We start from the raw sequence: 21,874 nt of genomic DNA, 5'->3' as shown, positions 1-21,874 counted from the left end.
GCTCCACCACATCGGAGGTCTTCGCCATGTTCAAGACCCGCCAGTGTCAGCAACGCTCGTGATCAATACACCTAGGAAGTCCGTGCCCCGGCCGCTTCCAGGTTCCCGTCGGCCTTCTTCGCCTTGCGCTTGAGGACCAGCACGGAGGTCAGGCCCACCAGGACCGCCGCCACCAGGCCCAGCCACGAGAAGCGCTTCAGCCACGACTCGGCGACGACGCCGACGTAGTAGATGACCGCCGTCGTGCCGCCGGCCCAGAGGATGCCGCCGAGGACGTTGGCGAGGGCGAACTTCCAGTACGGCATGCGCAGCACGCCCGCGAGGGGGCCGGCGAAGATGCGCAGGAGGGCGACGAAGCGGCCGAAGAAGACGGCCCACATGCCCCACTTCTCGAAGGACCGCTCGGCGGTGGCGATGTGCCCCTCGCTGAAGTGCCGGGGGAACTTCCCGCCGAGCCAGGCCAGCAGGGGCCGCCCGCCCTTGCGGCCGATGGCGTAGCCGATCGAGTCGCCGATGATGGCGCCGGCCGTGGCGCTGGCGCCGAGGACGACGGGGTCGATGTCGCCGTGCTGGGAGGCGAGCAGCGCGGAGGAGACCAGGATGATCTCCCCCGGCAGCGGGATGCCCAGGCTTTCCAGGCCGATGACCAGTCCCACGAGCGCGTAGACGGCGACCGCCGGTACGGTTTCGAGCCACTCCTGGACGTGCAACGCCGGTTCCTTTCCCTGAGCCCTGCTGCGTGCCCGGGGAAGCCTACCGGCTTCGAGGACGCCCCTGACGGCTCAGGCGTTCCAGCTCCAGTCGGCGACCTCGGGCAGGTCCGTGCCGTGTTCGCGGATCCAGGCGTGGTGGCGGGTGCGCGCGTCGGCCATCCGCTGGCGTACGGCCGTGGCGCGCACGGCGAGGCCCGGGACCCGGTCGATGACGTCCATGACCAGGCGGTAGCGGTCGAGGTCGTTGCGCACGACCATGTCGAAGGGGGTCGTGGTGGTGCCGGCCTCCTTGTAACCGCGCACGTGCAGGTTCTTGTGGCCGGTGCGGCGGTAGGCGAGACGGTGGATCAGCCAGGGGTAGCCGTGGTAGGCGAAGATCACCGGCTTGTCCGCGGTGAACAGCCCGTCGTACTCGAAGTCGTTCATCCCGTGCGGGTGCTCCTCCTCGGGCAGCAGCCGGGCCAGGTCGACGACGTTCACCACGCGCACGGACAGCTCGGGCAGGTGCCGGCGCAGCAGGTGGGCGGCGGCCAGGGTCTCCTGGGTGGGGACGTCCCCGGCGCAGGCCAGGACGACGTCGGGTTCGCGGCCGTTCTCGGTGCCGGCCCACTCCCAGATCCCGGCGCCGCGGGCGCAGTGCACCCGGGCCTCGTCCATCGTCAGCCAGTCGAAGCAGGGCTGTTTGCCGGCCACGATCACGTTGACGTAGTCGCGGCTGCGCAGCGCGTGGTCCGCGACCGACAGCAGGGTGTTGGCGTCCGGCGGCAGGTAGACCCGTACGACCTCGGGGCTCTTGTTGAGGACGTGGTCGACGAAGCCGGGGTCCTGGTGGGAGAAGCCGTTGTGGTCCTGGCGCCACACGTGCGAGGTCAGCAGGTAGTTGAGCGAGGCGATGGGCGCGCGCCAGGGCAGGCGGCGGGAGGTGCGCAGCCACTTGATGTGCTGGTTGACCATCGAGTCGACGATGTGCACGAACGCCTCGTAGCAGGAGAACAGCCCGTGCCGGCCGGTGAGCAGGTACCCCTCCAGCCAGCCCTGGCAGAGGTGCTCGGAGAGGATCTCCATCACCCGGCCGTGCCGGTCGAGGTGCTCGTCGACGGGCAGCGTCCCGGCCTGCCAGGCCTTGCCGCTGGCGTCGAAGACGGCCTGGAGCCGGTTGGAGGCCGTCTCGTCCGGGCCGACCAGGCGGAAGTCGCGGCGGCCGGCGGTGTCGCGCATGATCCGGGCGAGGAGGTCACCGAGGACCCGGGTCGGCTCGTGCAGCGTCGTGCCCGGCTTGTCGACGGGGACGGCGAAGTCGTCCAGCGGCGGGACCGGCAGGTCGCGCAGGAGCAGCCCGCCGTTGGCGTACGGGGTGGCGCCCAGGCGCCTGGTGCCCTCGGGGACGCAGGCGAGCACGTCGGCGACCGGGCGGCCGTCGGCGTCGAAGAGTTCCTCGGGCCGGTACGAGCGCAGCCAGTCCTCGAGCGCGCGCAGGTGCTCGGGGTTGTCGCGGACTCCGGCCAGCGGTACCTGGTGCGCCCGCCAGGTGCCCTCGATCGGGTCGCCGTCGACCTCGGCCGGTCCGGTCCACCCCTTGGGGGTGCGCAGCACGATCACGGGCCAGCGGGGGCGTTCGGTCGAGCCCTCCTCGCGCGCGGCACGCTGGAAGCGCGCGATGCGGTCCAGGGCGGTGTCCATGGCCTCGGCCATCGCACGGTGGACGGCCGCCGGGTCGTCGCCGGCGACGTGGATCGGCTCGTGGCCGTAGCCGCGCAGGAGCGCGTCGAGCTCCTCCCGGGGCAGCCGGGCCGGCACGGTCGGGTTGGCGATCTTGTAGCCGTTGAGGTGCAGGATCGGCAGCACGGCGCCGTCGTGCACCGGATCGAGGAACTTGTTGGCGTGCCAGGACCCGGCGAGGGGACCCGTCTCCGCCTCGCCGTCGCCGATCACGCAGGCGACGAGCAGGTCGGGGTGGTCGAGGGCCGCGCCGTAGGCGTGGGCGAGGGAGTAGCCGAGTTCGCCGCCCTCGTGGATCGAGCCGGGCACTTCCGGGGCGACATGGCTCGGCACGCCCCCGGGGAAGGAGAACTGCCGCATCAGCAGCTCCATGCCCCGGGCGTCCCGGGACGCGTCGGGGTACTTCTCGCTGTAGCTCCCCTCCAGCCACGAGTTGGCGAGCACGGAGGGCCCGCCGTGCCCGGGCCCCCAGATGCACAGGGCATCCAGGTTCCGCGCCTTGATCACGCGGTTGAGGTGCGTGTGGACGAGGTTGAGGCCGGGTGAGGTGCCCCAGTGGCCGAGGAGGCGCGGCTTGATGTGCTCGGGCCGCAAAGGCTCGGTGAGCAGCGGGTTCGCCAGGAGGTAGATCTGACCGGCCGCCAGGTAGTTGGCGGCCCGCCAGTGCGCGTCGAGTGTGCGCAGCTCCTCGTCGGTCGGTGCGGTCCTGCTGTCCAGGCGCGGGGCCTCGGGCATGAGTCACTCCCTGGGTTCTGCGGCGGCCTCAGGAGGAGTACCAGTCTGTGCCGGTTCGATGCCCGGCGCCTCCCGGCGGTGCGTCCCGCCCCGTCGTCTTCCGGCCGGGTACGCGGCCACCGCTGCGGCGCGGGCGTCCGGGGCGGGCACCGGGTCATCGGCACCGAGCCCGCCGGCCCCCGGGGCGGGGACGCCACCCGGGTGGACGCCTACCGGTGCGGCGCGATCCGCCCGAGCAGCGGGACCGTGCCGGTCACCGCAGCGGCCGCAGCGTCGAGAGCGCCGGTCACCTCGTGCGTGACGGGCTCCCCGGCCGACGCCCCGGAGCCGGCTCGACCGCGGCAGTCCACCCCGGCGACCCGCGTGGCGTACCGGTCCCGCTGCGCCGAGTCCCCGGGCTCTGCCCGCGGCGGCCCCGGCCGGGGTCCGCGCTCACGGGGAGCCTCGTCGGACGGCCGCTCCTGCGCCTTGCGCCGGCTCGTCCCCGGAGGGTCCTCCGGCCGCCGCTGCGCCCCGGGCCCGCCCGCCACGGCCGCCGGTTCGAGGGCCCAGCGCTGCGCCGCGGACCCGTCGCGCGGCGCGACGGCGACGTCCCGCCCCCTCGCGGGGGCGAGGGCACCGCCTTTCCCCTCCCTCGGCAGCAACTCCCCGCGTACGGTCAGGTCGTGACGGACGGTTCCGGCGTGCACGAGGCAGTCGGCCAGCACGACCGAGCCCTCGGCCGCGTCGGATCCCACGCACAGCCGCGGGTCGGCGGCCAGCCGCAGCAGGCCGTCGTCCCGGTAGGTCCACTGCGGCGAGCCGGCGGAGCAACCGGCCAGTTCCAGCGGGGAGCCGGCGCGCGGACGCCCGCCCCTGACGGCGAGGCACAGGTCCGTGTCGAGGTTGCGCAGCCGCCCCCGGGCCACTTCGGCCGGAAGGGCCGCCGAGGCGGCGGACGGGACAGCACCCCTGCCACCGGCCGCGCCGGAGGCGGAAACACCGGGGCCCACCGGGGACGACTGCGCCGTGCCGGGTGCGCCCGTGTGGCCGCTGACCGCTCCCCAGGTGGCCTGCGGGGCGGTGGCGCTCTCCTCGCTCCAGCTCCGGGCGGTCAGCAGGGTCGCGAGCAGCACCAGGGACGTCACCCCCACCGCGGCGGCCAGGGCCTTGGCGTGCCGCCTCGGGACGCCGGGCCGGCCGTCGCCCTGCGGCGCACGGGCCCTCAGGCGGTGGCGTCCGCCCGCGGCCGGAGCGCCGCGGCCCTCGTCGCGCCCCGCACGTGACTGCAGGTAGCGGCGGGCGCCCCACCCCAGCACGGTCTCGGCCAGCAACTCTCCCAGACCGCCCTCGAAGTGGCTGAGCTGCTCGGCCGCGTGACGGCAGTAGCGGCAGGCCACGAGGTGCCGCTGCACGTCCGGCAGCAGGGCTGCGCCGCGGCGCATCGGGACGTCGAGCAGGCGGTTGTAATAGCGGCATTCCCGGGTCGGCGCGAGTTCCCGGTGGGCGCGCACGCACCCCGTCCTGAATTGCTCCCGCGCCTGCTCCAGGGCGGCCGCCGCGGTGCCCGGATCCACGCCCAGCAGACCGGCCGGTACGGATAGGGGCTCGGCCTCGGCCTCGGTGTGCCAGAGCAGGCATTGGGAAGCCCCGGGAAGAGCCCGGAATGCGTGCTCGGACAGGCGCCGCCTTTCGGGTGTTGCGGCCCGGGTGGCGCGCAGACCGCGGGCGCCGACGGTTTTGCGGAGTTCCGGCAGCAGGACGGATATGCCGTCGTCGGCGGCCCATTCCCCGACGGTGTCGCGGACGGCCGCGAGCAGTCGCGGGCGCAGTGCGCCGCCGCCCGGCCGGGCCAGTTCCCGGCGGAACGCGGCCGCGGCCGCCATCGACGCCGAGTCCTGCGAGCAGGCCAGGCAGATCACGGCGTACTCGTGGACCGCACGCCAGTGCCGCGCGAGCAGCAGCGCGACGGCACGCGGCCCTTCGCCCGGTTCGGCGACTTGGGCGAGGAGATGGCGGTCGGAGTCCGCGGGCCCCGTTCCGGGGCGCGGCGGGTACGGGGGGCGTGGCGGGTGGGGGGATTGCACGGAACCATTTCCTTCCAGCCGCAGGACGGCAGGCGAATGGCGCGTCCGTCCGAAAGCAGGGGTGTGATGGGTGCATTACCTGACGGGTCGACTGCGGACCCGGGCTGTGAGGCGGCTCACTTTCGCACAGGCGACTGACAAGTAACAAGGCGTTCGGACGACTTGAGTTCCCGTCACGGGAAATCGCGAATTGTTACCGTCGGTATCCGCACCGGCTTTCGAAGAAAACGCTCCGACGCGCGAGGCGCGGCACGCGAAAGCCCCGGCACACGGCCGGGGCCCGGGGGTTGCGGTGACGGATCGTTCAGCCGTTGGGCCGCAGGGTCCACACCACGGTCATCTCACCGGTCACGGCGCCGTCGGCGCGCCGGATGGCGATGGCGACCGGGAACTCGGGCCGCTCACCGGCGTCGAGTTCGGCGACGACCTCGGCGGCCGGGCGGCCGAGCGTGGCGGTGGCGGTGACGACGCCCATCGCGAGCTTCTTGTAGGCGATCTCGGCGCTGACGGCCAGCGGGACGGCGCGCGAGAGCTGGTCCCCGAACGCGGCCAGCACGATCGCCCCGCTCGCGGACTCGCCCAGCGTGAACATCGCACCGGCGTGCGGGCCGCCCACGTGGTTGTGGTACTCGCCCTGGTCCGGCAGGGAGACGACCGCCCGCTCCGGTGAGGTCTCCAGGAACTCGAGGTTCAGGGTCCGGGCCATGGGCACCGTGGCGGCGAGCATCTCGCCGATGGACATCTGGTCTGCGCTCATGACCGCATGTTACTCACGAGTAGACACGTCTGGCCAGGCCCCTGTGACGCCCACCGCACGCCCCGCCGCCGCACGGTCCGCACGCCCCCGTCCCCGGGTTGCTACGTCCCCGTCCACGGGCGGTGACCGAATCGTGTCCGAAGCGCGGCTAGGGTGACTGCCCATGTGGCCAGGACAGCAGCCGCCCGGGGGCGAGCAGAACCCGCAGACGAACAACCCCTACCAGCAGCCGGGGTACCAGCAGCCGAATCCGTATCAGCAGCCGGGATACCAGCAGCACAACCCCTACGGACAACAGCCCCCATGGGGCACTCCCACGCCGGCCGGTGCGCCGCAGCCGCCGCAGGGCGGTGGTGGCAACCGGACCAAGCTCGTCGCGATCATCGCGGCGACCGCGGTCGTGGTGGCCGCCGGGGTCACCGGCTTCCTGGTGCTGGGCGGCGGCAAGGACGACAGCGCGGACGGCACGGACGGCAAGAAGAAGCCGTCCCCGACCGCCTCCGAGGACCCCTCGGCGGACCCCACGGCCTCGGGCGGCGGGGACAACCCGCGCGGCGGCGGGCCGGAGAAGGCGACCGTTCCGGGCTGGAAGGTCGTCGCCAACCCGCGCTTCGGCACGAAGTTCGACGTGCCGCCCGACTGGGAGATCGAGACCCCCGGCACCAGCGTGGGCTTCGAGTGGGAGAAGAAGGACGGCGAGCTGGACCGCACCACCGTCACCGCCCCGGCCTACTTCAAGTCCAAGTGGTGCACGAGCGACACCGACAAGGACGGCCGCGAGGAGGACACCGCGCTGGCCACCGCGGGCACCCGCGGTGAGAACGGCGCGAAGGACACGGACATGGCGGCCGAGACCCGCGTCCCGTGGTGGATCTTCGGCGGCTACACCCAGCCCGACAAGAAGAGCGTCAAGTTCACCAAGCCCAAGCCGTACACCACCAAGTCGGGCATCAAGGGCAGCGTCGCGACGGCGCACTCCGAGAACACCCCCCAGAACGGCAAGTGCGACAGCGAGGGCAAGGCCATCACCTTCGCCTTCAAGAACGGCGCGGGCGACTTCGTGACCTGGAACCTGTACGGGGCCAAGGGCGTCAAGGACGAGCTGCCCGAGGCGACCGTCCAGAAGATCCTCAGCACGGTGCGCCTGACCGAGGAACCGCCCACGGACTCCTGACCGGCCGGGGCCGGCACCCGCCGTTTTGGCAAGCCGGCCCCTTCCCGTGGATAGTCACGGGGTGCCGACCACCGTCTCCCGCCGCCCCGCCTGGGCGGGCCGCAACTACTCCCTGCTGACCGCCGCCGCGGTCGTCACCAGCCTGGGCAGCAACGGCGCCCTCGTCGCCGCGGCCTTCGCCGTTCTCGAAGCGGGCGGTGACGGCGGCGACGTCGGCCTGGTGGCGGCGGCGCGGACGCTGCCGCTGGTGCTGTTCCTGCTGATCGGCGGTGCCGTCGCCGACCGGCTGCCCCGGCACCGCGTGATGGTCGCGGCCAACGCCCTGAACTGCCTGTCGCAGGCCGTGTTCGCCGTCCTCGTGCTGACCGGCGACCCCCTGTTGTGGCAGATGATGCTGCTGGCCGCCCTCGGCGGCACCGGACAGGCCTTCTTCGGCCCGGCCGCCGAGGGCATGCTGATGTCCTCGGTCGAGGGCGACCAGGCGGGCCGGGCCTTCGCGGTGTTCCGGATGGCGATGCAGGGGGCGGGGCTCGGCGGGGCCGCGCTGGGCGGTGCCATGGTCGCCGCGATGGGTCCGGGCTGGGTCCTGGCCGCGGACGCGGCCGCCTTCGCCGTCGCCGGGGCGCTGCGGGCCTTCCTCGACGTGGGCCACATACCGCCCCGGGTGCCGGGCGGCGGCCTGGTGGCCGACCTGCGCGAGGGCTGGCGGGAGTTCGCCGGCCGGCCCTGGCTGTGGGGCATCGTCGTGCAGTTCTCCGTCGCCAACGCCGTGGTCGCCGCCGCCGACGCCGTCTACGGCCCGCTGGTCGCCCGCGACCACCTGGGCGGGGCGGGCCCCTGGGGGCTCGCCCTGGGCGCGTTCGGCGCGGGCACCGTCGTCGGCGCCCTGCTGATGACCCGCTGGAAGCCGCGCCGGCTGCTCCTCGCCGGCACCCTGTGCGTGTTCCCCCTGGCGCTGCCCTCGGCCGCCCTGGCCGTGCCGGTGCCGATCGGCGTCCTGTTCGCGGTGATGTTCGTCGCCGGGGCGACGGTCGAGGTGTTCGGCGTCTCCTGGATGACGGCCCTGCACCAGGAGATCCCCGAGGCGAAGCTCTCCCGCGTCTCCGCGTACGACTGGTTCGGCTCCGTGGCGTTCGTGCCCCTGGCCACCGCGGCGGCCGGACCGGCCGAGGACGCCTTCGGCCGCACCGCGGCCCTGTGGGGCTGCGCCGGTCTGGTGGTCCTGGTCACGGCGGCCGTGCTGTGCGTGCCGGACGTGCGCAACCTGCGCCGCAGGACCACACCGGTGGCCAAGGGCGTGACCGGTGAGGCCGCCGGACAGCCGTCAGCCGATGCCGAACGCCCCGTCGGGGGGCTCGGGTGACGGTACGGCGTCCGCGTCCCGCACGGCCCGCGCGGCACCGGTGAACTCCCGCAGCGCGGCGCCGTGCACCACCCGGGCCGGGAAGGCGTCGGCTGCCGCCAGCCGGGCCAGGGCGGCGACGTCGACGGGCTCGTGCGCGGCGAGGAGCACCGCGTTCCCGAACCGCCGCCCGCGCAGCACCCCGGGCTCGGCGATCAGCACGATCTCCTCGAAGGCGGTGGCCAGGGTGGCGAGTTGGGAGCGCAGGAAGGCGAAGGGCGCCGCGTCGGGGAGATTGGCGAGGTAGACCCCGCTGTGCCGCAGCACGCGCGCGGCCTCGCCGACATAGCTCACCGAGGTGAGATGCGCGGGTACCCGGGAGCCGCCGAAGACGTCGGCGACGACGACGTCGGCCGAGTCGCCGGGAGCCTCCTCCAGCCAGCGCCGCGCGTCCGCCGCGTGCAGCGTCACCCGGGCCCCCTCGGGCAGCGGCAGGTGCCCGGCGACCAGCTCCAGCAGTGCCTCGTCGGCTTCGACGACGTCCTGCCGCGAACCGGGCCGGGTGACGGACACGTACCGGGGCAGCGTGAGGGCCCCACCCCCCAGGTGCACCACGTCCAGCGTCCGCCCCGGCTCGGCCACGACGTCCAGCGCGTGCCCGAGCCGGCGCGCGTACTCGAACTCCAGGTGCGCCGGGTCGTCCAGGTCGACGTACGACTGGGGCGCCCCGTCGACGGTCAGCAGCCAGGCCCGCTCCCGGTCGACGTCGGGCATGAGCTTGGCGAACCCGTGATCGACGGGCCGGGCGACGGGGACGGCTTCCTTCACCCCTCGATTGTGCCGGGCCGGCCCCGCGGAGGGGCGCGGGGGGCACAGGGCGCAGGGGCCGCGCCCCCGTACGGCTGCTCCGCGTGGGCGGCCTGCGGTGCCGCCCCGCGCCGCCTCAGCCCACCGTGGTGACGGTCCCCGCCCCCACGGTCCTGCCGCCCTCCCGCACGGCGAACCCGAGCCCGGCCTCCAACGGCACGTCCCGCCCGAGTTCCACGGTCATGACGACGGTGTCCCCGGGCCGGGCCACCGCGTGCTCCCCCAGGTCGACGACCCCGACCACGTCCGCGGTCCGGATGTAGAACTGCGGCCGGTACCCGGTGGAGACGGCCGTCGTCCGCCCGCCCTCGCGCGCGGACAGCACGTACACCTGCGCGGTGAAGCGGCGGCTGGGCACCACGCTCCCGGGCGCGGCCACCACGTGCCCCCGCCGGACGGCGTCCCGCGCCACGCCCCGCAGCAGCAACGCCACGTTGTCCCCGGCCTGCGCCTCCTCCATGGGCCTGCCGAAGGTCTCCAGCCCCGTCACCACGGTCTCCACCGAGGCCCCGAGCACCTCCACCCGGTCGCCCACGCGCACCACGCCCCGCTCGACCGCCCCGGTCACGACGGTGCCCCGGCCGGTGATGGTGAGCACGTTCTCCACGGACAGCAGGAACGGCGCGTCCACGTACCGCTCGGGCATGGGCACGTACGTGTCCACCGCGTCGAGCAGCGCCTCGACCGAGGCGGCCCACCGCGGGTCCCCCTCCAGCGCCTTCAGCCCGGAGACCCGGACGACGGGCACCGAGTCGCCTCCGTAGCCGTGCGCGGTGAGCAGGTCGCGGACCTCCAGCTCGACCAGGTCGGTCAGCTCCTCGTCGCCCGCGTCGGCCTTGTTGAGGGCGACGACGATGTGGTCGACGCCCACCTGCCGCGCGAGCAGGACGTGTTCGGCGGTCTGCGGCATGATCCCGTCGAGCGCGGACACCACGAGGATCGCTCCGTCGAGCTGCGCGGCGCCGGTGACCATGTTCTTGACGTAGTCGGCGTGGCCCGGCATGTCGACGTGGGCGTAGTGCCGGGTGTCGGTCTCGTACTCGACGTGCGCGATGTCGATGGTGATGCCGCGCGCCGCCTCCTCGGGCGCCCGGTCGATCCGGTCGAACGGCACGAACGCGCCGGTGCCGCGGTCGGCGAGGACCTTGGTGATGGCGGCGGTCAGAGTGGTCTTGCCGTGGTCGACGTGGCCCATGGTGCCGATGTTGAGATGCGGTTTCGTGCGGACGTAGGCCGTCTTGGACATGGCTGTACCTCGAAGCGTCTGGCCGAGGGCGCGATGCGCGCGTCGGCGGAGAGGAGAAGAATTCGGGGACCCCGAGGCGCTGCCCGACCCTCCCCTCGCGGGGCCCGCCGGACGAACCGGGGAGGGTCAGCTTCGGGCGCCGTCCGCGACGGCCGCGACAGTGACGACGGCAGCCTTCGGAGCGCCCTTGACCAGGGCCGCAGCGAGAGCGAAGGCATGCCGGAACATGAGGTCGATCCTCGCCGACGACACCCGGCGCGTCGAATGGTTTTCCCTCCGCCCGGGCACGCCGCGCGCCCGGGTTCCTGTGACGCTCGTGAGACGAACCATACGGCGATCACACACATTTGTCGGTTAGTGTCACCGGATGCTCGATGCCACCACCCGCTCTGGGGGCACCGCAACGGCCTCTCCCCGGGCCACCACCGCGGAACTCGCCGTCGCCGCTCCCCGGGCCACGGCCGCCCCGTCCACCGCGTCCGCGGGTTTCGCCGCCCGCTGCACCAGAGTGCTGTTCTCCCCGTGGTCCCGGCTGTCCCTGCTCGTGGCGCTGCTCGGCGCCGGCGCGTGCACGGTGCTGCTGTTCGAGCCGCAGCGGCTGCTGACGGAGGGCTGGCCGCCCTACATCGGGGGCGCCATGGCGGCCGTGGTGTTCGCGGCCGCGTACGGCGTGTGCACCGTGGCGTTCGTGCCGAGGCCGCTGCTCAACCTCGCGGCGGGCGCCCTGTTCGGTTCCCAGCTCGGCCTCGGCGTGGCCCTGTCGGGCACGGTGCTGGGCGCCGGGATCGCCTTCTGCCTGGGCCGGGCGCTCGGGCAGGACGCCCTTCGGCCGCTGTTGCGGGGGCGCTGGCTGAAGGCCGCCGACGGCCAGCTCAGCCGGCACGGCTTCCGCTCGATGCTGGCGGTGCGGCTCTTCCCGGGTGTGCCGTTCTGGGCCGCGAACTACTGTGCCTCCGTCTCCCGGATGGGCCTGGCGCCGTTCCTGCTGGCGACGGCCCTCGGCTCGATCCCGAACACCGCGGCCTACGCCGTCGCCGGTGCCCGGGCCTCGACGCCGACCTCCCCGGCCTTCCTGATCGCCCTGGCCTGCATCGCCCTGCCGGCGCTGGCGGGCGTGGTGGTGGCCTGGCGCAAGCGGCACCGCCTGCGCGGGCTCTGAGCGTCCCTCAGCCGGGCGGCCTCACACCCTCTCCAGCACCATGGCGTTGGCCAGCCCGCCCGCCTCGCACATGGTCTGCAGCGCGTAGCGGGCGCCGCGTTCGCGCATGGCGTGCACCAGCGTGGTCGTCAGCCGGGTGCCGCTGGCGCCGAGCGGATGGCCGAGCGCGATGGCGCCGCCGTGCACGTTCACCCGCTCCAGGTCGGCCCCGGTCTCCTGCTGCCAGGCCAGGACGACACTGGCGAACGCCTCGTTGACCTCGAACAGATCGATGTCGTCCAGGGTCAGGGAAGCCCTGCGCAGGACCTTCTCGGTGGCCGGGACGACGCCCGTGAGCATGAGCAGCGGGTCGGAGCCGGTGACGGCGAAGCTGTGCAGCCGGGCGAGCGGGCGCAGCCCGAGCCGGGCCGCGGTCTCGCTCGACGTGATGAGCACCGCCGAGGCGCCGTCGTTGACGGGGCTGGCGTTGCCGGCCGTGATGTTCCACTCGATCTGCGGGAACCGCTCCGCGAAGCGGGGATCGTGGTAGGCGGGCCTGAGCCCGGCGAGGGTCTCCCTCGTACCGCCCGGCCGGACGCACTCGTCGCGCGTGACGCCCTCCAGGGGCGCGACCTCGGCGTCGAACAGTCCGGCCTCCCAGGCCGCCGCGGCCTTGCGGTGGGAGGAGAGCGCGAAGTCGTCCATCCGCTCCCGGGTGAGGGACCACTTGGCGGCGATCAGCTCGGCGCTGATCCCCTGCGGCACGAGCCCCTCGGGATAGCGCTCGGCGACACCCGGTCCGAACGGGTCCTCGCCCTCCGGCACGTTGGACCACATCGGCACCCGGCTCATCGACTCGACCCCGCAGGCCACGACGAGGTCGTAGGCACCCGACAGGACGCCCTGGGCGGCGAAGTGCACGGCCTGCTGCGAGGAGCCGCACTGGCGGTCCACGGTCGTCGCGGGGACCGACTCGGGGAAACCGGCCGACAGGACGGCGTAGCGGGTGGTGTTCATGGCCTGCTCGCCGACCTGGTCGACCGTGCCGCCGATGACGTCGTCGATCAGCGCCGGGTCGACACCGGAGCGCTCGACGAGGGCGCGCAGGGTGTGGGCGAGCAGTTCCACCGGGTGGACGTGCGCGAGGGCGCCGTTCGGCTTGCCCTTGCCGATCGGTGTGCGTACGGCTTCGACGACGACTGCGTCACGCATGGCGGGCCTCCACGGCTACCAGGGAGCTACCGGTGAGCTACCAGTGAGTAGGAAATCCGAACTCACGGTAGACCAGCGAGTTGGAAAATCCAACCCTCTCGTAGACTGGCCCCATGGCCGCCACCAAGGACCCGCGCCCCTGTTCCATCGCCGACACGCTGGCGCTCGTCGGCGAGAAGCACTCCCTGCTCGTCCTGCGCGAGGTGTGCCTGGGCAACGGCCGCTTCGACCAGCTCGTGCGCAACATCGGCGCGCCGCGCGACATCCTCGCCGCCCGGCTGCGCCGGCTCGTCGACGCCGGGATCCTGACCCGGCGGCCGTACAGCGAGCGCCCGCAGCGCTTCGAGTACCGGCCGACCCAGGCCGGGCTGGAGCTGGAGCCGGTGCTGTGGACCCTCATGGCCTGGGGCGACCGGCACCTCCGGGCGGACGGCGAGCGCCCGATGCTGCTGCAGCACTCCTGCGGCCGGACCCTCGACCCCGCGGTCACCTGCCGGTCCTGCGGCGGCGAGGTGCGCCACCAGGACCTCACGGCCCACCCGCAGGCGCCCGGCTGGACCGTCACCGGGCCCACGGCGGCCTGAGAGTCCCGCCACCGGCCGGCGGCTTCCAGCCCCTGTGCAGGAGCGGTAACCCAAGGGCGCTACGCTTCCCCCTCGGCACATGATCCCCCGTTCACCGCAACGGCGGTCTCGTGCGCCCGTCGCCCGTCCCACGATCGGCACTTGGACTCCGCTACCTCATGTCTTGGTTCGAATCACTCATCCTCGGACTCGTCCAGGGGCTGACCGAGTTCCTCCCCGTCTCCTCCAGCGCGCACCTGCGCCTGACCGCGGCCTTCTCCGGCTGGGAGGACCCGGGCGCGGCCTTCACGGCGATCACGCAGATCGGCACGGAGGCCGCCGTGCTGATCTACTTCCGCAAGGACATCGGGCGGATCATCTCGGCGTGGACGCGCTCGCTGACCAACAAGGCGCTGCGCAGCGATCCGGACGCCCGGATGGGCTGGCTCGTGATCGTCGGCTCCATCCCGATCGGCGTACTCGGCGTGACGCTGAAGGACCAGATCGAGGGGCCGTTCCGCGATCTGCGGATCACCGCGACCATGCTGATCGGCATGGGCATCGTGCTGGGTGTCGCCGACCGTCTCGCGGCGCGGGACGAGAGCGGCGGCCGGCACCGCGCGCCCAAGCAGCGCAAGGCCCTGGAGGACCTGGGCGTCCGGGACGGCCTGATCTACGGCCTGTGCCAGGCCATGGCGCTCGTCCCGGGTGTCTCCCGCTCCGGCGCCACCATCAGCGGCGGCCTGTTCATGGGCTACCGGCGAGAGGCCGCGGCCCGCTACTCGTTCCTCCTCGCCATCCCCGCGGTGCTGGCCTCCGGCGCGTTCGAACTGAAGGACGCCACCGAGGGCGGGCACGTGTCCTGGGGGCCGACGATCTTCGCCACGATCATCGCCTTCGGCGTCGGATACGCGGTCATCGCCTGGTTCATGAAGTTCATCTCGACCAAGAGCTTCATGCCGTTCGTCTACTACCGCATCGCGCTCGGCATCCTCATCATCGTCCTGGTCGGCATGGGTGTGCTCAGCCCGCACGCGGGTGAGCCGGCCCACTGACCGGGCCCCTGCGGCCCTCCCGTGTGACCCGGGTCTCGTGACCAACCGCATAGCGATCCGGTAGCCGTCCGGTAGCGCGCTGTCAGTGGCTGCCCCTAGGCTGGTCCGCATGTCCCCCGATTCCCCGAGCCCTGGTTCCGTGCGGTCCGCTGCCGTGGTCAACGAGGAGATCCGTGCGCTGTGGCGGCGCACGGGCGGCACCCTGTCGGCCGAGGAGCGCACGGAGTACGAGCTGCTGGTCGTCGAATGGGCCACCGCCGTGCGCGCCGACGTCGTCAAGGCGGCCTGACCGCCCCACCCGCTCAGGCGCGCAGCGGCGCCAGCACCTCCTCGTCCACCTCGAAGGGCCGCTCCTCGGGCAACAGCCGGGCGGCCCTGTCCAGTTCACCCGCTCGCACATGGGCGTGGATCTCCCTGGCGAGCGGCGTGACGTCCTGAATCCCGACGATCCACTCGTCGGCGTACCGGGCCGCCGCCTCCCCCGCGAGCCCCAGCTGCAGCGAGCGGTGGGGCAGGGCGGCCAGCCGCAGGTCCCGCTCCGGGTCCCACTGCACCCGGGCCGGCGCCTGCCTCAGCCTCCGCCGGAAAGCCGCCCGGTCCCCGTGCAGCGCGGGCACGTGGTGGGACAGGCACGCGTGCCGCAACGCCCAGCAGAACCCCTCCCGGCTGATCTCGACGGCCAGGACGGTCTCCTGCCCCTCCTTGGTGCCCCAGCCGCAGCGGTACATCATCCACAGGAACGAGGGCTTGATCCATGTCATGCGGTCGCGCTTCCACGCCGGGGGGAAGCGGCCCGTGCGGGCGGCGGGGCCGCCGATCTCCGGGCGGTAGGCCTGGTAGACGGTGAGTGTGGAGCCGGTCTGGCGGGCCCGTATCCGGTGGCGCGGTTCTCGGTGATCGTTCACGGGGGACAGGCTGGCCCCGGCGGCGCCGCCGGGGCCACCGAATATCCCGGTACGCCGGGCCCGTCCGCCGGCGGCCACCCGCCTCCGGCGGGCGGGCGGCGCTTCCCGGACGGCGGAGGGCGCCTGTGGTCAACTGACCGGGGTCCTGTGTCCTGTGTCCTAGATCGTCCGCAGGACGCACACTGGAGGCAGCACGGGGTAGGAGGCGCCCATGAAGACGCTCGGCCACTGGCTCGCCTCCCCCTGGCGGCGTGCGGCCGCCGCGGCGGTCGCGGGCGCCCTGCCCGTCCTGGCCTTCCCGGCCCCGGCCCTGTGGTGGTGGGCCTTCGCCGCCCTGGTCCCCTGGCTGCTGCTCCTGCGCACCGCACCGACGGGCAGGCGGGCGGCGTACGACGGCTGGTGCGGCGGCTTCGGGTTCATGCTGGCCATGCACCACTGGCTCCTGCCGAGCCTGCACGTGTTCACCTTCGTCATCGCCGCCCTGCTCGGCGCCCTGTGGGCTCCCTGGGGCTGGTTGGTGCGCCGCCTGCTCGGCCGAGTCCCCTCCCGCACCCGGGTCGCCGCGGCGCTGCTGGTGCTGCCCTCGGGCTGGCTGGCCGTCGAACTGGTCCGCTCCTGGCAGGGGCTGGGTGGGCCGTGGGGCATGCTCGGCAGCAGCCAGTGGCAGGTGCAGCCGGCGCTGCGCCTGGCCTCGGTCGGCGGAGTGTGGCTGCTGAGCTTCCTGATCGTGTCGCTGAACGTGGCCCTCGCCGTCCTCGTCGCGGTCCGCCGGGCGCGGGTGCCGGCCGTGGCCGGGCTGGTGGCCACGGCCGCCGCCACCTCGGCCGCCTGGGCGTTCGCGCCGCGTCCGGCCGTCGACGGCCAGGTCCGCGTCGCCGTCGTCCAGCCCGGCGTGGTGGCCGGGGCGGACAGCGCCGACCGCCGGTTCGCCCGCGAGGAGCAGCTCACGCGGCGGCTCGCCGGGCAGGACGTGGACCTGATCGTCTGGGGCGAGAGCAGCGTGGGGTTCGATCTGGACGACCGGCCCGACCTGGCCCGGCGGCTCGCCGCGCTGTCACGGGTGACGGGCGCCGACATCGTGGTCAACGTGGACGCCCGGCGCTCGGACAAGCCCGGCATCTACAAGAGCTCGGTCCTGATCGGGCCGGACGGTCTCACCGGGCAGCGCTACGACAAGATGCGGCTCGTGCCCTTCGGCGAGTACGTCCCGGCCCGCTCGATGCTCGGCTGGGCCACCTCGGTCGGCAAGGCGGCGGGCGAGGACCGCAGGCGCGGCTCGCAGCCGGTCGTGATGGACGTCGGGGACGGACTGCGCGTCGGGCCGATGGTGTGCTTCGAGACGGCCTTCCCCGACATGACCCGCCACCTGACCCGGGAAGGCGTCGACCTGCTGGTCGGCCAGTCGTCGACCTCCACGTTCCAGGACAGCTGGGCGCCCGCGCAGCACGCCTCCCTGGCCGCCCTGCGGGCCGCCGAGACCGGCCGGCCCATGGTGCACGCGACCCTCACGGGCGTCTCGGCCGGCTACGGCCCGGACGGGCGGCCCGTCGGCCCACGGCTCCGGACGGACGCCTCCGCCGCGGTGCGCTACTCCCTGCCCCTCGCCCACGGGACGACGCCCTACGTGCGCTTCGGCGACTGGACCGTGCACGCGGCCATGCTGATCCTCGGCGTCTGGGCCGTCGGTGACGGGCTGCGGACCGTGCGGCTCAGGCGGTCGGCCCCTGGATCGTCCGTACCACCCGTTCGCACAGCTCATGGGTCTCCAGCGCGTCCCTCGCGCTGAGCACCCGCCCGGTGCGGACCGCGTCCAGGAACGCCAGCACGGCCTGCTCGATCCCGCGCTGGCGGGCGACCGGCACCCAGTCGCCGCGCCGCCGCACGGTCGGCTGCCCCTTGTGGTCGACGACCTCGGCGAGGTTCACCACCTGCCGCTTGGTGTCCTGTCCGGACACCTCCAGGACCTCCTCGGCGGAGCCGCTGAGCCGGTTCATCACGCCGAGCGCGGTGAAGCCGTCCCCGGCGAGCTGGAGCACCACGTGGTGCAGCAGCCCGTCGCGGACGCGGGCGCGCACGGTCACGTCGTCGACGGCACCGGGCACCAGGAACCGCAGGGTGTCGACGACGTGGATGAAGTCGTCGAGGATCATCGCGCGCGGTTCCTCGGGCAGCCCGACCCGGTTCTTCTGCATCAGGATCAGTTCGCGCGGATGGTCGGCGCACTGCGTGTAACCGGGGGCGTGGCGCCGGTTGAAGCCGACGGCCAGGCTCACGCCCCGCTGCTCGGCCAGCTCCACCAGCCGGGTGGAGTCGGCGAGTTCGTAGGCGAGCGGCTTGTCGACGTAGGTCGGCACGCCGGCCTCCAGCAGCCGCGTCACGATCTCCGGGTGGGCGAGCGTGGGCGCGTGCACGAAGGCCGCGTCGAGGCCGGCCGCGACGAGGGAGTCGAGGGTGGCGTGCCGCCGCTCCCGCGGGACGTGCAGCTCGTCGCCGACCCGGTCGAGCGTGGCGGGCGTACGGGTCTGCAGGTGCAGTTCCACGTCCGCCCGGAAGGCGAGGACCGGAAGGTAGGCCTTCTGCGCGATGTCGCCGAGTCCGATGCAGCCGACCTTCACGGGGTGGTCTCCTCTAGCGGTTGCCTGCCGGGGTCTGCTCGGAAGCATACGGCTGCTGCGGGGGGACCCAGTCGGCGATGCCGTCGAAGCTGCGCAGGAAGAGGGCGGGCGCGGCCGGCGACAGCAGGCTCATGGCCGTGTCGCGCACGGCGATGCCCGCCCGGTTGCTCATCAGGCTGAGGCGGGAGGCCTTGGCGGCCTGGCGGGCGATGGCGGTCGTGCGGGGGCGCCGGGCGGCGGTGTAGGCGGCGAGGTCGTCGCAGTGGTGGGCGAGGACGACGGCGTCCTCGATGGCCTGGTTGCCGCCCTGGCCGAGGCTCGGCGTCATGGCGTGCGCGGCGTCGCCGAGCAGCGCGACGCGGCCGTGGTGATAGGCGGGCAGCGGGTCGGCGATGTGGTGGACGTCGTGGCGCAGCACGTCCTGCGGGCGGGCGGCGGCCAGCACGGCGGGGATCGGGTCGTGCCAGTGCCCGAAGAGGCGCAGCAGCTGCGACCTCTCGTCGTCGGGCGCCCGTCCGCCTGCGGGGGTCGTGGCGCCGGCGTAGGCGTAGACGCGGCCGTCCTTCAGCGGGTGCGTGCCCCAGATGCGGCCCGGGCCCCAGGTCTCGTGCGAGGCGAACCGGGCGCCGGGGACGGGGATCACGACCCGCCAGGTCGTCCAGCCGGAGTAGACGGCGCCCGGGTGGTGCGGGAAGAGCGTCCCGCGCACGGCGGACCGGATCCCGTCCGCACCGACCACCAGGTCGGCCTCCAGTTCCCCGTGCGCGGTCCTGACGCGGGCCGGCCGGCCGGGGCCTCCGCTGTCGACGAGGCCCGCGGCGGCGTCCGTGCGGACGGTTCCCGCGGGGAGCCGCGCGGCGAGGCGCTCGATCAGCGTGGCGCGGTGCAGCAGCACGAGCGGACCGCCGAAGCGCCGGGCGGCCGCCTCGGCGGAGGTACGGGACAGCCACCGGCCCTTCGGGGTGCGCAGGCCCCCGTCCCCGGACCAGGCGGCGAGGTCGCGGGTCTCGTCGCCCAGTCCGATGACGTCCAGCGCGCGCAGGGCGTTGGGCGCGAGGGAGATCGCGGCCCCGACCGGCTCCAGCGACTGGGCGCGCTCCAGCACGGTGACGTGCAGGCCGCGCCGGTGCAGGGCGGCCGCCGCCGTCAGACCTCCGATGCCGCCCCCCACCACGACGACCCGCTTCGGCTGTGACATGGCTCCTCCAGGGCTCGACTACAGTTGTAGTGACAGTCCCGAGGCTACTACAGACGTAGTCAGGCGGGTAGCGTGAGGCCATGTCCGCTCGCACCGCCTCCGCGCGCACCGCCCCCTCCGCTCGCACGGTCGCCCCCTCACGCACCACCGCCTCCGCGCGCTCCGACCTGATCGCCGACGCGGCCCTCGCCCTGCTCGCCGAGCGCGGGATGCGCGGACTGACCCACCGGGCGGTCGACGAGACGGCAGGACTCCCCCAGGGCTCCACCTCGAACCTGGCGCGCACCCGGCAGGCCCTGCTGGAGCTGGCGGTGCGGCGGCTGGCCGACCGCGAGGCGAAGGTGCTGGCCCTGGACGAGATGCCCGACCCGAGGTCGGGGCCGGAGTCCACGGCGGACGCGCTGGCACTCGCGGTCCACCGCGCGCTGACGGACCACAGGGCCCTCACCCTGGCCCGCTACGAACTGGCCCTGGAGGCCACCCGCCGCCCCGAGCTGCGCTCGTTCTTCGACGCCACCGGCGCCCGCTTCCGGGATCAGCTGACCGCCCTGGTCACCGCGATGGGCTCGACGGACCCGGAACGGCACGCGCTGTCGCTGATCGCCTGGGGGGACGGGCTGATGTTCAGCTGCGTGGCCGGCTCGTTCGGCGCCCGCGTGCCGAGCCTGGAGGAGGTGCGGGCCGGAGTGCGGGAGCTGCTGACCGGCATGCTCGGGGCCTGAAAAACCACGTGTGCGTGCCGGTCCCCTCGGACAGGATGCGTGCATGACCGACCAACGACGGATGCCCGGCACCACCGCCGACGAACGCACGATGCTGGAGGGCTGGCTGGACTTCCACCGGCAGACCCTCGCCTGGAAGTGCGAGGGTCTGAGCGACGAACAGCTCCGCTCCGCCTCCGTGGAACCCTCCGACCTGTCCCTGCTGGGCCTGGTGCGGCACATGGCGGACGTGGAGCGCAGCTGGTTCCGCCGCGTGCTGGCCGACGAGGACGCGCCGCCGCTCTTCTTCAGCGAGGAGGACCCGGACGGCGAGTTCCACCTCACCGAGGCGGACACCTGGGAGCGGACCCGTGCCGTCTGGCAGGCCGAGATCGAGGCGGCCCGGGCCAACGCGGCCCGGTTCGGCCTGGACGACATCACCGAGGGCGAGCACCGGCGCACCGGAGAGCGGTTCAACCTGCGGTGGCTGTACACCCACATGATCGAGGAGTACGCGCGGCACAACGGCCACGCCGACCTGATCCGCGAGCGCATCGACGGCGCGACCGGCGACTGACGCCACACCGGTCGTCCTCGGGGCCGCCGAGGCCGAACCCGTCGCCCGCACGGACCGACCGACGTTCCGCGCGTCGGTGGGCCCACGGGCCTCCGCGGGGCGCGGGAGATCACCCGTGCGGGGCATCCTGGGCCGTTCCGCCGTCCCACCGGCGGCCGGGGGCAGCAGAGTTGCGCGGGTGCACCGAACCACGACCGCAGCCACGCTCCTGGTGACCGCGGCCGTCGCAGCCCTCGCCGGCTGCACGACGGTCCGGCAGCCGCCCGCACCCGGGCCCTCGGCACCGCCGTCGGCGCCGCGACAGGAGGACCGCTCGCGGAGCCCGGTCGTCCAGGCACCGGCCCGTGAGTTCCTGCAGCGCATCGAGGAGTCCCACGAGCCGGAACCGGCCGCGGCGCCGTCCGGCCGGGCCGCGCCGCCCGCCGCGGCCGCCACGGATCCCGGACGCCCGCCCCGGGAAGCCCGCGCACCGCACCCCCGCCCGGACCGGCCCCGGCCGGCCGCGCGCGGCCCCCAGCGCCCGCGCACCGGCGCGCCGCCGGACGTCTCGGGACCGGTCCGGCGGGAGGCGGGCGAGCAGGTGCCGGGCGGCACGGACGTGTGCGCCCTGGGCCGGCGCTACGGCGGCTGGCGCCCGGACAGCCCCGAGGCGAGGATCTGCCGGGACACGTACGGGGGTTGAAGCCCGCTGACGCTCGTGATCAACACAGCTAGGGCCGCTGCCTCGGTGGGGTCCGGACGCCCGTGCCGCCCTCGCCCAGCCGTCGCTCCAGGCGGGCGATGGCCGCCCACACCCCGTCGCCGTAGCTGTCGTCGGCGAGGGCGGCGGCCGTTTCCCTGGCGCGTGCCAGGTGGGTGCGGGCGGCGTCGCACCGGCCGAGCCCGAGGTAGTCGTCGGCGAGGTTCAGGTGCAGGGACGGATGGAAGGCGCGCACCGCGAGACCGTCCTCCCGGGAGGACGGCCCCTGGATGATCTCCTGCGCGGCCGACAACGCGCGCAGGTCCCAGGCGAGTTCGTCGGCCGGGTCGTCCTGCGTGTCGGCCAGGTAGTGGGCGAGGGTGCAGCGGTGCAGCGGGTCGCCGTGCACACCGAGCTCCGCCCACAGGTCCAGGAACCGGTGCCGCGCCTCCTCCCGGTCGCCCGCGTGGTGCAGCATGACGACCTGCCCGATGCGGGTCAGCACGGCGTCCGGCACCGTCTGCCCCTGTCGTTCCGCCACGACGCCCTCCGCGCACTCGCCGGCTGTTCCCGCCGACGCTAACCGCAGGCCGCGGTGATCCGGCTCAGGCG

Annotated in this window: 21 protein-coding genes; 10 read left to right on the top strand and 11 right to left on the bottom strand. The window is 74.0% G+C overall.

Going from position 1 to position 21,874, the window contains the following annotated elements:
* Window positions 1-71: 71 nt before the first annotated feature.
* From Q5694_RS32485 to Q5694_RS32470, 4 genes are all read right to left on the bottom strand, one after another.
* Window positions 72-710: a DedA family protein gene (locus Q5694_RS32485; RefSeq protein ID WP_333937102.1), complete on the bottom strand. Its 639-nt coding sequence runs from the start codon at window positions 708-710 to the stop codon at window positions 72-74.
* A gap of 72 nt (window positions 711-782) precedes the next feature.
* Window positions 783-3,167: a phosphoketolase family protein gene (locus Q5694_RS32480; protein WP_333937101.1), complete on the bottom strand. Its 2,385-nt coding sequence runs from the start codon at window positions 3,165-3,167 to the stop codon at window positions 783-785.
* Window positions 3,168-3,376: 209 nt separating this feature from the next.
* Complete coding sequence (locus tag Q5694_RS32475) at window positions 3,377-5,233, bottom strand: RICIN domain-containing protein (RefSeq protein ID WP_333937100.1); 1,857 nt, start codon at window positions 5,231-5,233, stop codon at window positions 3,377-3,379.
* Window positions 5,234-5,537: 304 nt separating this feature from the next.
* Entirely contained in the window at window positions 5,538-5,975 is a 438-nt protein-coding gene (locus Q5694_RS32470) for a DUF4442 domain-containing protein (protein WP_333937106.1), read from the bottom strand.
* A 178-nt stretch (window positions 5,976-6,153) separates the two neighbouring features.
* On the opposite strand from Q5694_RS32470, the gene Q5694_RS32465 reads away from it, so the two are divergent.
* On the top strand, window positions 6,154-7,164 hold the full coding sequence (locus Q5694_RS32465) for a hypothetical protein (protein ID WP_333937099.1): 1,011 nt from the start codon (window positions 6,154-6,156) through the stop codon (window positions 7,162-7,164).
* A gap of 25 nt (window positions 7,165-7,189) precedes the next feature.
* Window positions 7,190-8,527, top strand: a complete 1,338-nt coding sequence (locus tag Q5694_RS32460) for an MFS transporter (RefSeq protein WP_443040984.1) — start codon at window positions 7,190-7,192, stop codon at window positions 8,525-8,527.
* On the opposite strand, the gene Q5694_RS32455 is transcribed toward Q5694_RS32460, so the two are convergent.
* Both Q5694_RS32455 and tuf read right to left on the bottom strand, forming a co-directional pair.
* On the bottom strand, window positions 8,489-9,334 hold the full coding sequence (locus Q5694_RS32455) for a spermidine synthase (RefSeq protein ID WP_333937097.1): 846 nt from the start codon (window positions 9,332-9,334) through the stop codon (window positions 8,489-8,491). The two genes, Q5694_RS32460 and Q5694_RS32455, sit on opposite strands and share 39 nt — an antisense overlap.
* 115 nt (window positions 9,335-9,449) lie before the next feature.
* Window positions 9,450-10,619: an elongation factor Tu gene (gene tuf / locus Q5694_RS32450; protein WP_333937096.1), complete on the bottom strand. Its 1,170-nt coding sequence runs from the start codon at window positions 10,617-10,619 to the stop codon at window positions 9,450-9,452.
* Window positions 10,620-10,986: 367 nt separating this feature from the next.
* Between tuf and Q5694_RS32445 the strand changes: the two genes are divergently transcribed.
* Window positions 10,987-11,778, top strand: a complete 792-nt coding sequence (locus Q5694_RS32445) for a TVP38/TMEM64 family protein (protein WP_333937095.1) — start codon at window positions 10,987-10,989, stop codon at window positions 11,776-11,778.
* A 21-nt stretch (window positions 11,779-11,799) separates the two neighbouring features.
* On the opposite strand, the gene Q5694_RS32440 is transcribed toward Q5694_RS32445, so the two are convergent.
* Window positions 11,800-12,969, bottom strand: a complete 1,170-nt coding sequence (locus Q5694_RS32440; protein WP_333937094.1) for a thiolase family protein — start codon at window positions 12,967-12,969, stop codon at window positions 11,800-11,802.
* A gap of 113 nt (window positions 12,970-13,082) precedes the next feature.
* Between Q5694_RS32440 and Q5694_RS32435 the strand changes: the two genes are divergently transcribed.
* The 3 genes from Q5694_RS32435 (at window position 13,083) to Q5694_RS32425 (ending at window position 14,876) form a co-directional block, all read left to right on the top strand.
* Window positions 13,083-13,553 carry a winged helix-turn-helix transcriptional regulator gene (locus Q5694_RS32435; protein WP_333937093.1) on the top strand — a complete coding sequence of 157 codons (471 nt, stop codon included), beginning with the start codon at window positions 13,083-13,085 and terminating at the stop codon, window positions 13,551-13,553.
* A 158-nt stretch (window positions 13,554-13,711) separates the two neighbouring features.
* Complete coding sequence (locus tag Q5694_RS32430; protein ID WP_333937092.1) at window positions 13,712-14,587, top strand: undecaprenyl-diphosphate phosphatase; 876 nt, start codon at window positions 13,712-13,714, stop codon at window positions 14,585-14,587.
* Window positions 14,588-14,696: 109 nt separating this feature from the next.
* Complete coding sequence (locus tag Q5694_RS32425; RefSeq protein WP_333937091.1) at window positions 14,697-14,876, top strand: hypothetical protein; 180 nt, start codon at window positions 14,697-14,699, stop codon at window positions 14,874-14,876.
* A 13-nt stretch (window positions 14,877-14,889) separates the two neighbouring features.
* Here the strand turns inward: Q5694_RS32425 and Q5694_RS32420 are convergent, their stop codons facing one another.
* Window positions 14,890-15,492 (bottom strand): DUF4291 domain-containing protein, encoded by a 603-nt coding sequence (locus Q5694_RS32420; RefSeq protein WP_333937090.1) that lies wholly within the window; start codon window positions 15,490-15,492, stop codon window positions 14,890-14,892.
* 211 nt (window positions 15,493-15,703) lie between these two features.
* On the opposite strand from Q5694_RS32420, the gene lnt reads away from it, so the two are divergent.
* A complete protein-coding gene (gene lnt / locus Q5694_RS32415; protein ID WP_333937089.1) occupies window positions 15,704-17,278 on the top strand; it encodes an apolipoprotein N-acyltransferase in 1,575 nt (524 codons plus the stop codon).
* Here the strand turns inward: lnt and Q5694_RS32410 are convergent.
* Both Q5694_RS32410 and Q5694_RS32405 read right to left on the bottom strand, forming a co-directional pair.
* A complete protein-coding gene (locus Q5694_RS32410; protein WP_333937088.1) occupies window positions 17,202-18,107 on the bottom strand; it encodes a Gfo/Idh/MocA family protein in 906 nt (301 codons plus the stop codon). The genes lnt and Q5694_RS32410 overlap by 77 nt on opposite strands.
* A gap of 13 nt (window positions 18,108-18,120) precedes the next feature.
* A complete protein-coding gene (locus Q5694_RS32405) occupies window positions 18,121-19,305 on the bottom strand; it encodes an FAD-dependent monooxygenase (RefSeq protein WP_333937087.1) in 1,185 nt (394 codons plus the stop codon).
* A gap of 80 nt (window positions 19,306-19,385) precedes the next feature.
* On the opposite strand from Q5694_RS32405, the gene Q5694_RS32400 reads away from it, so the two are divergent.
* The 3 genes from Q5694_RS32400 to Q5694_RS32390 all read left to right on the top strand — a co-directional run bounded on the left by Q5694_RS32400 (window position 19,386) and on the right by Q5694_RS32390 (window position 21,265).
* The gene (locus Q5694_RS32400; RefSeq protein ID WP_333937086.1) at window positions 19,386-20,027 is read left to right on the top strand and encodes a TetR/AcrR family transcriptional regulator; all 642 of its coding nucleotides are present in this window, start codon (window positions 19,386-19,388) and stop codon (window positions 20,025-20,027) included.
* A gap of 43 nt (window positions 20,028-20,070) precedes the next feature.
* A complete protein-coding gene (locus Q5694_RS32395; RefSeq protein WP_333937085.1) occupies window positions 20,071-20,583 on the top strand; it encodes a DinB family protein in 513 nt (170 codons plus the stop codon).
* Window positions 20,584-20,761: 178 nt separating this feature from the next.
* Complete coding sequence (locus Q5694_RS32390) at window positions 20,762-21,265, top strand: hypothetical protein (RefSeq protein WP_333937084.1); 504 nt, start codon at window positions 20,762-20,764, stop codon at window positions 21,263-21,265.
* A 28-nt stretch (window positions 21,266-21,293) separates the two neighbouring features.
* Here Q5694_RS32390 and Q5694_RS32385 read toward each other — a convergent pair whose 3' ends face one another.
* Window positions 21,294-21,803, bottom strand: coding sequence for a hypothetical protein (locus Q5694_RS32385; protein WP_333937083.1), 510 nt, complete (start codon window positions 21,801-21,803; stop codon window positions 21,294-21,296).
* Window positions 21,804-21,874 lie beyond the last annotated feature (71 nt).

The organism is Streptomyces sp. AHA2 (genome assembly GCF_036857595.1).
Classification (GTDB): Bacteria; Actinomycetota; Actinomycetes; order Streptomycetales; family Streptomycetaceae; genus Streptomyces.
This window is presented reverse-complemented; position numbering and strand designations above follow the sequence as displayed.

Coding starts and splice junctions, on each gene's coding strand:
- Q5694_RS32425 (WP_333937091.1), top strand. CDS start 14,697: ATGTCCCCCGATTCCCCGAGCCCTGGTTCCGTGCGGTCCGCTGCCGTG.
- Q5694_RS32400 (WP_333937086.1), top strand. CDS start 19,386: ATGTCCGCTCGCACCGCCTCCGCGCGCACCGCCCCCTCCGCTCGCACG.
- lnt (WP_333937089.1), top strand. CDS start 15,704: ATGAAGACGCTCGGCCACTGGCTCGCCTCCCCCTGGCGGCGTGCGGCC.
- Q5694_RS32440 (WP_333937094.1), bottom strand. CDS start 12,969: ATGCGTGACGCAGTCGTCGTCGAAGCCGTACGCACACCGATCGGCAAG.
- Q5694_RS32405 (WP_333937087.1), bottom strand. CDS start 19,305: ATGTCACAGCCGAAGCGGGTCGTCGTGGTGGGGGGCGGCATCGGAGGT.
- Q5694_RS32465 (WP_333937099.1), top strand. CDS start 6,154: ATGTGGCCAGGACAGCAGCCGCCCGGGGGCGAGCAGAACCCGCAGACG.
- Q5694_RS32445 (WP_333937095.1), top strand. CDS start 10,987: ATGCTCGATGCCACCACCCGCTCTGGGGGCACCGCAACGGCCTCTCCC.
- Q5694_RS32480 (WP_333937101.1), bottom strand. CDS start 3,167: ATGCCCGAGGCCCCGCGCCTGGACAGCAGGACCGCACCGACCGACGAG.
- Q5694_RS32395 (WP_333937085.1), top strand. CDS start 20,071: ATGACCGACCAACGACGGATGCCCGGCACCACCGCCGACGAACGCACG.
- Q5694_RS32470 (WP_333937106.1), bottom strand. CDS start 5,975: ATGTCCATCGGCGAGATGCTCGCCGCCACGGTGCCCATGGCCCGGACC.
- tuf (WP_333937096.1), bottom strand. CDS start 10,619: ATGTCCAAGACGGCCTACGTCCGCACGAAACCGCATCTCAACATCGGC.
- Q5694_RS32430 (WP_333937092.1), top strand. CDS start 13,712: ATGTCTTGGTTCGAATCACTCATCCTCGGACTCGTCCAGGGGCTGACC.
- Q5694_RS32435 (WP_333937093.1), top strand. CDS start 13,083: ATGGCCGCCACCAAGGACCCGCGCCCCTGTTCCATCGCCGACACGCTG.